At 29.3% G+C, this 11979-nt stretch carries 12 protein-coding genes; 5 read left to right on the top strand and 7 right to left on the bottom strand.

All coding sequences use genetic code 11. From position 1 onward, the window contains the following. Nucleotides 1-54: 54 nt before the first annotated feature. From OCU55_RS12075 to OCU55_RS12090, 4 genes are all read right to left on the bottom strand, one after another. A complete protein-coding gene (locus tag OCU55_RS12075; protein WP_261852561.1) occupies nucleotides 55-936 on the bottom strand; it encodes a VanZ family protein in 882 nt (293 codons plus the stop codon). A gap of 2 nt (nucleotides 937-938) precedes the next feature. After that, nucleotides 939-1271 carry a PadR family transcriptional regulator gene (locus OCU55_RS12080; RefSeq protein WP_261852562.1) on the bottom strand — a complete coding sequence of 111 codons (333 nt, stop codon included), beginning with the start codon at nucleotides 1269-1271 and terminating at the stop codon, nucleotides 939-941. Nucleotides 1272-1631: 360 nt separating this feature from the next. Continuing rightward, the gene (locus OCU55_RS12085; RefSeq protein ID WP_261852563.1) at nucleotides 1632-1958 is read right to left on the bottom strand and encodes a hypothetical protein; all 327 of its coding nucleotides are present in this window, start codon (nucleotides 1956-1958) and stop codon (nucleotides 1632-1634) included. Nucleotides 1959-2210: 252 nt separating this feature from the next. Further along, nucleotides 2211-4217 (bottom strand): ATP-dependent helicase, encoded by a 2007-nt coding sequence (locus tag OCU55_RS12090; protein WP_261852564.1) that lies wholly within the window; start codon nucleotides 4215-4217, stop codon nucleotides 2211-2213. Between the two features lie 346 nt (nucleotides 4218-4563). Here OCU55_RS12090 and OCU55_RS12095 point away from each other — a divergent pair, with 346 nt between their 5' ends. Next, nucleotides 4564-6039: a nicotinate phosphoribosyltransferase gene (locus OCU55_RS12095; protein WP_261852565.1), complete on the top strand. Its 1476-nt coding sequence runs from the start codon at nucleotides 4564-4566 to the stop codon at nucleotides 6037-6039. Between the two features lie 481 nt (nucleotides 6040-6520). On the opposite strand, the gene OCU55_RS12100 is transcribed toward OCU55_RS12095, so the two are convergent. Both OCU55_RS12100 and OCU55_RS12105 read right to left on the bottom strand, forming a co-directional pair. Next, nucleotides 6521-6736: a hypothetical protein gene (locus OCU55_RS12100; protein ID WP_261852566.1), complete on the bottom strand. Its 216-nt coding sequence runs from the start codon at nucleotides 6734-6736 to the stop codon at nucleotides 6521-6523. Nucleotides 6737-6855: 119 nt separating this feature from the next. Continuing rightward, nucleotides 6856-8055: an EAL and HDOD domain-containing protein gene (locus OCU55_RS12105; protein WP_261852567.1), complete on the bottom strand. Its 1200-nt coding sequence runs from the start codon at nucleotides 8053-8055 to the stop codon at nucleotides 6856-6858. Between the two features lie 139 nt (nucleotides 8056-8194). Here OCU55_RS12105 and OCU55_RS12110 point away from each other — a divergent pair, with 139 nt between their 5' ends. Then, on the top strand, nucleotides 8195-8707 hold the full coding sequence (locus tag OCU55_RS12110) for a QueT transporter family protein (RefSeq protein ID WP_261852568.1): 513 nt from the start codon (nucleotides 8195-8197) through the stop codon (nucleotides 8705-8707). A gap of 216 nt (nucleotides 8708-8923) precedes the next feature. On the opposite strand, the gene OCU55_RS12115 is transcribed toward OCU55_RS12110, so the two are convergent. Continuing rightward, a complete protein-coding gene (locus OCU55_RS12115) occupies nucleotides 8924-9268 on the bottom strand; it encodes a hypothetical protein (RefSeq protein ID WP_261852569.1) in 345 nt (114 codons plus the stop codon). Nucleotides 9269-9762: 494 nt separating this feature from the next. Here OCU55_RS12115 and OCU55_RS12120 point away from each other — a divergent pair, with 494 nt between their 5' ends. Genes OCU55_RS12120 through OCU55_RS12130 form a run of 3 tightly spaced genes read left to right on the top strand, consistent with a single transcriptional unit; the run spans nucleotide 9763 to nucleotide 11785 of the window. Continuing rightward, nucleotides 9763-10674, top strand: a complete 912-nt coding sequence (locus OCU55_RS12120; protein WP_261852570.1) for a DUF5685 family protein — start codon at nucleotides 9763-9765, stop codon at nucleotides 10672-10674. Then, nucleotides 10667-11272, top strand: a complete 606-nt coding sequence (locus tag OCU55_RS12125) for a J domain-containing protein (RefSeq protein ID WP_261852571.1) — start codon at nucleotides 10667-10669, stop codon at nucleotides 11270-11272. Before OCU55_RS12120 ends, OCU55_RS12125 begins: the two co-directional genes overlap by 8 nt. A gap of 15 nt (nucleotides 11273-11287) precedes the next feature. Continuing rightward, nucleotides 11288-11785 (top strand): hypothetical protein, encoded by a 498-nt coding sequence (locus tag OCU55_RS12130; protein ID WP_261852572.1) that lies wholly within the window; start codon nucleotides 11288-11290, stop codon nucleotides 11783-11785. Nucleotides 11786-11979 lie beyond the last annotated feature (194 nt).

Here is an 11979-nt window from a genome sequence, read left to right on the forward strand (position 1 = left end):
GGTTGCCTAATATTTTCATCTGTAATCAACAGCTTTTTAAAACATAGGATATAATTAAAGAGTCTTTTTCCACTTAATCTTATATATAAAATAACCTAATAAAACCCCTAACATACCTACCAGCATGTCATCCACATCAAACCAAATACCGTGAATAGACATACCTGTTAAAGCCAGAACTGCCTCTGCAATAGAAAATCCCATATAGACTATTACACCTAGTAGTAAACTCTTCTTTAAAGTTCTAAACTTAGGCCAAAGCATTGGTGCTAAAATTCCTAAAGGAATATATCTTATAAAGATCTTAAAGAATCTTCTTACAATTATAAATGTAGTTAATCCTCTATTACTCATACCAATTATATTTTCTGGTAGGTTAATGAGAGGTATTACATTTACGGAATAGGTTATATTCCTATATAAATCTGGATAACTATTCATTGGAAATATTGAGGTTCCAACAAGGAATAGAATATAAATAAAAAGTAGCAATACCAACAATTCTTTTTTTAAATCAATCCTTTGATTTAACTTTATAACATTATTTAATTTTGTAGATGCTATAATTATATAAACTGGTATTGCAAATGCAAGTATAGTACCTTTTAGATTAACTGTAGCACCATTTTGATTTACTGCTATTACTATAAATACAAAAAGCAATACTATAACTGCTACTGATGCCCACACAGCAGTATTAAGTGTCTTTTTAGTTATAGGTATTACTGAGGACAACTCAGATTTAATTTGTGGAATCTCTCCAAACCTACTAATAGCAATCCTTATACTTTCCTCTTCACTTTTTCCTTCTTTCTTAAGCTCTTCAACCGTTTCAATTAAGTGAAACTTCATTTCACTTTTCATATCTTCCACTTCATCAGAATTATAATCTGCATTTTTATATATAGAATCTATGTATTTATCTATCTCTCTCACCCTTATACCTCCTCAAAAAAAAGATTTAATATATCTCTAAAAAACACCCATTCTTCTTTTTTACTCTTAAGATATTCAATCCCCGCATCTGTTATCTTATGATATCTTCTTCTTCCACCACTACTTTCTCCATCATCCCAATAAGTAGTTACAAGTCCATTGTTCTCTAGTCTTTTTAGTACCACATACATAGTTCCTTCTTTAATCTCAAAGCTTTCCTTGCTTGTTGTACGTATTCTCTTTGCTATCTCATAGCCATATAGATCTTCACTTTTCAAAAGTGTAAGTATGATACTTTCTATATAGCCTTTAATCATTTCTTTATTTAATTCCAAAAAATCCACCTCCTTGTAAATTATACCATATATTACTCTATACTATAAAGTACCTTATAGCATAAAATATAAATTTCTATTTTTATAATAAAAAAATTAAAAGGTACCTCTTTGTTTAGAAGTACCTTTTAAAACACAATAAATTCTTCACTGTATTTACTTATAATAATCATCATTATAATTATGTTGATCAATTATGAACCTATCAATGTGCCCCACGTCTTTTTATCTAAAATTTTTCCCACGCTTTTGTATACAAGTGACCCAATTAAGATGGTTACCACAGAAAATATTAAAATATATATAATCTGCTGATAAAAAACTATGGAACCTAAAAACTTCACTTTTATAAAAACAATATTATTTTGTAGTACCTATGCCTGAAAAACTCTTCCATGAAGCTCTTACCGGATAGATAAGCAAAAGATTTAAAATTAAAAACAGATTATTGATGTAATCGCTTCTCATCGAAATGTGTATTATAAGTGAAATCGTTAGGCTGAAGAAATATAGATAAACGCCCCATTTCTTATATTTTAATATCCCAATTGATGAAATGAAGGTCACTAAAGAAGGTATTCCATAGACTCTTTCCATCGGCGATGCTAGATTTGCAAAAACTAAAGCTGAAAAAATCAAATTAACTATGCCTAAGAATATTATAAATTTTCTGAACCTACTACTCATAAAAAAACTCCTTCAATATTACGTTTAGCTTAATGTTACTATTCCTTCCATATAAAGTCAAATATAGAACACTTATCTATAAATCAAATCTATTTAATATTCCTCATAGATTTAATCAAATCGCTTTTAATCTACACTAAAGCTCCCTCTGCTGAAAAAATGTTTTCAATTTTCACTTAACCACACTTCGATTTAATCTAAAATATAAAGATAAAATTAACTGCTCCACTTCCACTACATTTTATTTATTACTTATTGCTTATCAATCTTACTTATAAGCATATTTTCCACCAGTATCTTTATAGAGAACCCTCTAACCATTCCATCATCAAAAGTAATCTCAATATTATCTTCAGTTGTTCCTTTCACGGTTCCGCTACCGAAACTCTTATGGAATACTCTATCTCCTGAGTTAAATCCATAGTCTTCTCTTACAATATATTTATCAATAGATATCTCATCTAAGAATCTTGATCTACCTTTAAACTTTCCTCTTAGCATCTTTGGAGAGTAGATAAATAAGTTATCTTTTGCTCTGGTTACACCCACATAGAAAAGTCTTCTCTCTTCTTCCCCATCTTCCTCTGCGTTCTTATGTGGGATTATCTCTTCATTAACATCTATAACATATACGTTTTTAAATTCCATACCTTTTACGCCGTGGATAGTACTTAGTATTACAGAGTCTTCTTCACTTTTTCTTATACTATTTTTAATATTTTCTTCTACAGTCTCTACATGAGCTAAGAGAGTTATTATGGATTTAAATTCTCTGCTTATTTCTTTAAACTCCTCCACTATCTCATCTAACTCACTTATGCTTTGCTTAAACTTATCGCTATATTCTCTAAGGTGACTATAGTATTCTAAATCAAACAATATAAAATCTATAGCACTGCTTAAGGTCATTTTATTTAAATTCGATACATCTCTTTGAAGTTCGTCCAACTTCTTTAACTGGAATGGGTGTATATCTTCGAGTTCCATTAGTTTCTTAAAATTACTTTCCTTAACTATCGACCTGCTTACCTTTTCCAAACTTCCTTTAGATATATATCTGAAAGGTTTATTTATCACTCTTGTAAAGCTTTCTATATCCCAAGGATCTATTGATAACTTTAAATATGCTAGAATATCCTTGCAAATAAAATGATGAAAGAAGTTATACTCTTTATCAAGAAGTTTAAAAGGAATCTTATGCCTTATTAATCCATCTATTATACTTCTTGACTCCATATTAGTTCTATATAGAATAGCATTATCCTTATACCTATCCCCTTTATTCTTAGAACTTTCTACCTTACTTATTATATCTTCTATTTGCTCACTTTCATTAAAGGGGATAACAACCTCAAGTCTCCCGTTTTCTTGTCTAAAGTACTGTATTTTTTTATTATTTCTATTTTTATTGTTTGATATAATACTTTTTGACAAATCAACAATATTGCTAGTACTTCTATAGTTATAATTTAAGTAAAATTTCTCACCTTGCTCAAAGTTTTTATCAAACTCAACCATATATTCTGGTCTAGAACCTCTGAAGGTGTAGATACATTGATCCTCGTCTCCCACTGCAAATACTGAATTTTGTCCATTTAGAAGCTTAAGGAGACTTATCTGAAGTTCATCGCAATCTTGAAATTCATCAACTAAAATGTATTTAAATAGATTTCTATAACCATTTAGAATCCTTGGCTCTCTCATAAAAAGTCCCAGACATCTTAGCTGCAGATCATCAAAATCCATCAGATTCCTCTGATTTTTATACTCTTCATATGCTTCATAACATTCTATAAATACATCCTTACTTATGGAAGCTTCAAATTCAACCATTGAAGTGTTGGAGGTCTTAAAAATTGATATATTATTTAGTACCTCTTTAACCTTTTCTTCTCCAACTTCATCAAGCTTACCAAGCAAGATTTTATTTATTAGTCTATATCCATCACCTGGATTGATTAAATCCACATTTTTTTCATGTCTTTTTAGTATCTTATAGAATAACCCATGAAAGGTACCAAAGAATGGATAGTTTCTCAAGTTACATAGCTTCATAAATCTTTCTTTCATATTAAGAGCTGCAGCTCTAGTGAAAGTTATTACAACTATATTACTAGGATCCACCTTTTTTTCTTCTATTAAATACTTAATTCTATTTATTATAACCATAGTTTTACCACTGCCTGGAGCTGCAATAACTAAGGTATTTCTACTATTACATCTTACTGCTCTCTGTTGAAATTCATCTAAATTAGCCAACTTATTTCCTACTTTCTAGAAATATATATAGATACACTACTTAGTTAGATTTTATTTGAAACTAGTCTACCTATAAATAAGTAAAGTATAACATTTATTTTAAATTAGATAAACTGGCATATATTTTCCATTACTGAAATACTCTCCCCTTTTATAAATTTTGTATTTTCTATACAGTTAAAAATCTTGCGCTCAAGTCTCAGTGCTTCTCTCTATATTATTGACATTATTAATTAAAAATCAAGCTATTTCCCCTTATGAATCCTAAAAATTACTAAGGATATTGTAATAATTTATTTATAAGGTTACAATATCCTTATGGTATTTCATGTAAAGGAGATTTGTTATGACAAAAGAAATTAACTTCGATGTAAGAAGTTCTAGAAACTTAACAATGCTTGTAGATTTTTACGAACTTACTATGGGGAATGGATATCTTAGAGATGGATTAAAAGATAAAATCGCTTATTTCGATATGTTTTTTAGAAGAGTACCTGATGGCGGTGGATACTGCATAATGGCTGGAGTAGAACAGCTGATAGAGTATCTTAGTAATTTAAAATTCACACAAGAAGATATAGATTACTTAAGAAGCAAACAAATATTTGCTGAAGAGTTTTTGAATTATCTTGAAAACTTTGAGTTTTGTTGTGATGTATGGGCTGTTCCAGAAGGTAACCCTGTATTTCCAAATGAACCGCTTGTAACTGTACGTGGTCCAGTTATCCAAGCTCAATTTATTGAAACTATGATACTTCTTACTATAAATCATCAGACTCTAATTGCTACAAAGGCAAACAGAATTTGTAGAGCGGCTCAGGGTAGAACAGTTATGGAATTTGGATCTAGAAGAGCTCAGGGTTATGATGGTGCAATTTATGGAGCAAGAGCAGCAGTAATAGGTGGCTGTGCTTCAACTGCTTGTACTATAGCTGAGGAAATGTTTGATATACCTGCATCAGGAACAATGGCGCATTCTTGGGTTCAACTTTATCCAAGTGAATATGAAGCTTTTAAGGCTTGGGCTGAAGTTTATCCAGAAAACTGTACTTTCTTAGTAGATACCTACAATGTATTAAAATCTGGTATCCCTAATGCTATAAAGGTTTTTGATGAAGTACTAAAACCAAAGGGTCTTAGACCTAAAGGAATTAGAATTGATAGTGGCGATATAACTTACCTTACTAAAAAATGTAGAAAGATGCTTGATAATGCTGGTTATAGTGATTGTAAGATTGTAATATCTAACTCACTCGATGAACACATAATAAATGATGTAATAGCTCAAGGAGCAAAAGTAGATTCTTTTGGTGTTGGTGAGAGACTTATAACAGCTAAATCAGAACCTGTTTTCGGTGGCGTATACAAACTAGTAGCTATCGAGGATGATGATAAAATAATTCCAAAAATTAAGATAAGTGAAAATGAAGAAAAGATAACTAATCCTGGTTTTAAAAAGATATATAGAATATTTGACAAAGATAATGATATGGCAATTGCAGATTTAATTGCTTTAAACAATGAAGTAATAAGTACTGACAGTAGCCTAGAGATCTTTGATCCTGTATACACATGGAAGAGAAAGAAACTTTCAAATTTCTATGTTAAAGATTTGATGGTTCAAGTATTTGACAAAGGAAAGCAGGTTTACGAAAGCCCATCTGTTCTAGAAATAAAAGATTTTGCAAGTGAAGAAACCGAGAAACTTTGGCCTGAGGTTTTAAGATTTGAGAATCCGCATAGCTATTATGTAGATTTATCAAGTAATTTATGGAGTTTAAAACAAAGCTTATTACATAAATATACTGATCAATATAAATAATATCTTACCCAAAAAACAGTCTGACGCAATTAGACTGTTTTTTGTTTCTACAAAAATTTAGCTATCAACAAATTAATTTCACTTTATCATAATCTTCTACAAAGCATAGAGCTCCTAGCTCAACCACTAATTTATACTTGTTCGAAAATCATAGGTGCGTGATTTTCGAACAAGTATAAATTAAGACTCAGTATAGGAACTCTTTAAAAGAGCATTACTTCATGCTGAATTTTAAATTTTTTAACACCTTCACCAAAACTTATGAAGGCTTTTAAAATTTTCCTCAGCTTAGGTAATGCCCTTTTGTATATGTTAAACATGTATAGATGTTCCACTTAATTATAAAGCTTGTATTTTCAAAGCCTCATCTTAAAGACAAGTTTTTAAAATAGTTAGCGGATTAAACTGTCACATCTTAATTAATTTTCAATTATATAATGTGTAATTGAATATGTTCAACTTTAATTGATATTTTAAAAGATTAGTAGCTCGAAGAAGCTTTGAACTTTTTAATGAAGTAATCCTCTTCAATTTCTTCTGTAAAGTCTGTAATCCTTGTCACTTCTTTTAGTGATGTTCCTGTTAAATGTGTATTAAAAACACATTCATCTTTATCCTGTGATGAACTCTTCATAGGACACTCCTGATCACACTCTACTGAATGGTTATAATTTGACCAAAAAGGACATTGACCCATAATTATCCCCCCTTTAACATTTAAGATAATCTTTGCCATTTTTCTATAGAGTTATTATATTTTAATTTGACAAAAAAATAAAGAAATATTTTGTTAACAATTTCACTTAGTTAACTTTTTTATGTAATTATGTTTAACCATTCTAAACATTCTAAATATATATTAGACAAAGTTTCAATTCCAATGTTATACTTTTTATTAAATTTAATGATTTCATCTGAGTCCATTGCTTCATATTTAATTGCCACATTAAGTATTTCATAAAGAAAATTATCATTTTTTATAAGTGCTCTCTTTATTTCTTCTTCTACAGGCAATTCTTCCATCAAACTTTCCATTTCGGTTGAAAAAATAACATCCAAATAAGAGAAAAGTCCTACCAAAAAAGCCGCTGCTCCCATTTTACTATCAATTGTATTACATAAAGTTTCACAAAAATGAGCTCTCACCATCGCATTTTTAGACAATTCTTCATAATCTTGGTTCGTAAAAATATTGAAACTTACTAGTATCGCCCATTTTTCTAATTCTCTTGGTCCTAATAAGGTAATAGCTTGTTTTATTGAATTAATCTTATTAGGCATACCGAAATGTGCTGAATTAATATATTTAATCAATTTATAGCATAGCGATGGATCTCTTCTTATGAATATCTCTAAATTTTCAAAATCTGAATTACTGTCTTTCAATTCTTTAATAAACGCTATAAAGCTTGATTTAGCTACAGGGCTATGTTTACCTGTAATTATCTTTGGTCTACTAAAGAAATAGCCCTGAAAAAGATCATACCCTACTTTTAAGGCTTTCTCAAAACCCTCTACTGTTTCTACCTTTTCAGCTAATGCTTTAATATTCAGTCTCTTTAAGTTTTTACATATTACTTTTTGTTCTTCTTCTGTAGTTAATAAAAAGTCTACTTTCACAATATCTATAATTTCAACTAACGAACTTATATCTTGTTCATTACTAAAATCATCTATTGCAATGGTATACCCCTTAGCTTTCAGATTCTTACATGCATTTACAACTTCCTCTGTAAGTTCTACATCCTCAAGTATTTCTACCACCACGAGATCATGTGGAAGTAACTTTGGTAACTCATCAATCAAAGTATTCTTAGTAAAGTTTATAAAAGCTTTTTTTCCTTCAGTAAGTTTACTCAATTCTATTATAGCTGTATTCGATAAAAGTTCTCTTGTGGCTAAATCACCGTCTATATTTTCAAACTTATTAGTATAACTATTTCTATAGAGTAGCTCATACCCAAAAACCTTTTTGCTTCTAGTAAATATCGGTTGTCTAGCTATAAATATTTCCATATAATCCCCTCTAGTCCTCTATGTAATCAAAGTTATGTCTATTTTTTCAAATTTATTTTATTAAATATAAATTTGTGATATAATACATTAGATTTTAGTGTTTTATCCTTGTACCCACTAAAAAAAAGGAGGAATTTCAATGAGTACAAAATCCAATATTAAATTTTTAACTTATACTGCTGTAATTACTGCTATATACGTGGTTATGACAGTTACTCTATCTTATATAAGTTATGGACCTTTCCAATTTAGATTTTCTGAAGTTTTGGTTCTACTAGCATTTATAGATAAAAAGTACATACCTGGTTTAGTTTTAGGATGCTTTTTAGCTAATATATCTAGCCCATTAGGTCCAATTGACTGGATAGTAGGTACTTCAGCTACATTTTTATCTGTATTTTGCATTAGCAGGACAAAAAACTTATTTGTTGCTACTTTATGGCCTACAATAATAAATGGACTTTTAGTAGGTGGAGAGCTGTTCTATTTAGGATTTATTCCTGAAACAAAATTATGGCTTCATCCACTAATACTTACTTCCGGTTCAGTAGCAATTGGAGAGTTTGTAGTAGTTTCTGTAGCTGGATATATACTTTTCAAAGGATTGTTAAAGAATAATTCTATATTAAATATACTAAAAATTACAAGGTAAAGGTTCTATAACCTTTGCCTTTTCTATATTCCTTTAATCTAACCTTATTATATCCAGTTTAAAAAAAGCATACTTACTGCTTATTTATATACAATTACTACTTATATCGTATTAATTTGCAAATTCTTTAAAATATATAATATCACAAAGGGAAGATGTCGTATAACATCTTCCCTTTATTTATATTAAGTACATTATTTAATATTTAGGTGAATATTATCTATTATATCTGCACTCAGGATGCACAGTATTTTTAGAAACACTTATATTTATGATTTCGTTTTGGAATGCTTTAAGTAAAGCTTTTTCAAGTACTTTTTCTTGATCGAAGTTCACAACATCTCGACATTCAGCAAAAACTTTATTTAATTCACCATTTGCATTTCTATATGTTAATGTGATATAAGGTTTTTCGAATTCTACCTTAACAACCTTTAATCCCCAAGAAATTTGAGCATAGTCACCATCTACACTTAATTTAGTTAGTTCTTTAAGCTTATCTTTTTCTTCGTTTGGATCATTAATGATAAGTAACTCATCACCGATTTTATACTTTGCCATATTTTAGTACCTCCTTAAAATAAAATATATGACTTCCGCTACTAAGGTTAAGTTTACCACTTTCATATACTGTAGTAAAGGAAATTGACGATTTTCTTTATTTAATTATATGCTAAAAGTAATTTGTCAAAAAGCACTTATACTTTGTACCAAATATAAATTAAAAATATTACTAAAGGTTATTTCTCTTACATTTATCAGTATAACATTAATTCCTACCAATAATTTTGCTCTACTTTCTGTGCTTCTATACAGTCTAACAAGTTGCCTAAATAAATGTGGCAATAGCTTTTCAATGTTATCCTATGAGTATATTTGCTTAAAAAGAAAGAAGCATCACTATAGCAACCATGTTGTCAATTGTTTATTATTTATCAAGCAAGAAAATATAACAATTACATATTAGATATAAAATTTACCTTAAAAAGCTATTAACTTATCTTTTTTTTGTTATAATTATTTATATTAATTTCAAAACTAAGGAGTGTATATATTTGTTTGGATATGTAGTCCCATGTAGGCTAGAGCTTAAGGTAAAAGATTATGAAAGATTCAAATCCTACTATTGTGGTTTATGTCATTCTATAAAATCTATTTATGGTAACATACCTAGATTATCACTAAATTACGATATGACCTTTCTTTCTATATTACTTAATTCTTTAATTGAAGAAGAAGCTGATTTTACAAGAATAACCTGCGCCCTTCACCCTACTCAAAAAAAAATAATTGCAAAGAATACTTCAGCCTTAGATTACGCTGCGCATATAAATGTAGCTTTATTCTATTATAAATTAGTAGATGATATTAATGACGATAAAAGTACAAAAGCTAAAATTATGTCACTAATCTTTGTTAACAGTAAAAATTTATTTTCAAAAGAATACTCGGTTATCAACGACTTGATAAATACCGAATTAAATAGTTTAGCAGAAAAAGAAAAGAATTATTCAAAGTATACATTAGATGAAATTGCTCATCCATTTGGAAATCTCACTGGAGAACTAATGCGTAAATTCCCTCCAGGTCTTATTAATGATTCCACACGTTTAAGAGATATATTATATAATCTAGGATATAATCTTGGAAAATGGATTTATTTAATAGATGCTTTAGACGATCTTAAAGACGACATGGAAAAGAAAAAATTCAATGTATTCAACAGCTGTCTTAATGATAAAAACTTAAATTTTTATGAATTTTATGAAAGTATAGTACCAAGAGCAGAGTTTTCTCTTTTAAGCTATGCGTCACGATGTTATAATTCACTTATGGAGCTAGATTTAACCAAGAACAAAGAAATCTTGGAAAACATTGTTGGCTTGGGTTTAATGGAAAAATATGATTCAGTAATTAAAAAGTATGAAATTAATAATACAACTGACGGGAGGACACTTTATGAATAATCCTTATGAAATACTTGGTATAAAAGAAGGCGCTTCAGAGGACGAGATAAAAAAAGCCTACAGAGAACTGGCTAAAAAATATCATCCAGATCAATATGGCAATAATCCATTGAAGGATTTAGCAGAAGATAAAATGAGAGAATTAAATGAAGCTTATGATTATCTCATAAAAAACGCTAAAAATACTAACTATAATAACAATAGCTATTCTGGAAGTAACAACTATTCTTCTAGTGGTTCTACAAACTATGCTGAAATACGCAGAGACTTAGCTTCTGGAAGAATTTCCGATGCAGAGTATAAGCTAAATAATATCAGAATGCGTGATGCAGAATGGAATTACTTATATGGCATAGTTATGCTTCAGAAAGGTCATATGGATTCAGCTTATAATTATCTTCAACAAGCTTGCAACCTTGATCCTACTAATGGTGAATATAGAGATACCTTAAATAGAATATCGTCAAGAAATAACGCGTATAGACAATCTTATTATAGAACAACAAGAAACAATGATACATTGGACTGTTGTTTGCAGCTATGGTGTTTAGATTCAATTTGTGAATGTTTTGGTGGAGACCTTATTGGTTGCTGCTAAGAAAAAGGAGTTTATATGAAAGCAAGCCATATTGCAAAGGGAGGGTTATTTGTAGCCCTAACGATAATTTTTTTATATTTGTCTGGAATCTTACCTACAAATAAATTAGCATTTATTACCCTAGCTTCAATAATAATTCCAATATCTATTATGGCAACTTCTGTATCATCCTCAGCACTTGTGTATGTTGCATCTTCTATATTAGCATTATTATTAGTAAATAAAGCAATTGCATTTTCATACATAATATTTTTTGGTTCTTACGGATTTATTAAATACTTTGTGGAACGAATCAATATTATTGTTATAGAGTATATTCTAAAAATATTATTCTTTAGTTTATGCTTCTTGGTGATATATAAGTTTTATGATGTTTTTTTACTAACTAATATTAATAGTAAGTTTCCACTTTGGCAACTTATATTAGCAGCTGAAGCTGTATTTGTAATATATGATTACGCTTTAACGGTAGCAATTTCCTATTACATTAGAAGATTTAACAAAAAATATTAAAGATATACCAGTTCTTGTGAACCAATTTAAAAATATATCTTATTCGCCTGCCAAATTTTTCTCATATACATCCGGAAAGGCAGATGCATAAAAAAATCGCTGAAGCGGCCTTCTTCAGCGATTTTTTATATAAACTCTATAATTTCAAAAAAATAAAAGAACAGCAAAACTGTTCTTAAGGATAAATAGAAAAT

The sequence above is a fragment of the Clostridium folliculivorans genome (assembly GCF_024341905.1).
In the GTDB taxonomy this organism is placed as follows: domain Bacteria; phylum Bacillota; class Clostridia; order Clostridiales; family Clostridiaceae; genus Clostridium_AR; species Clostridium_AR folliculivorans.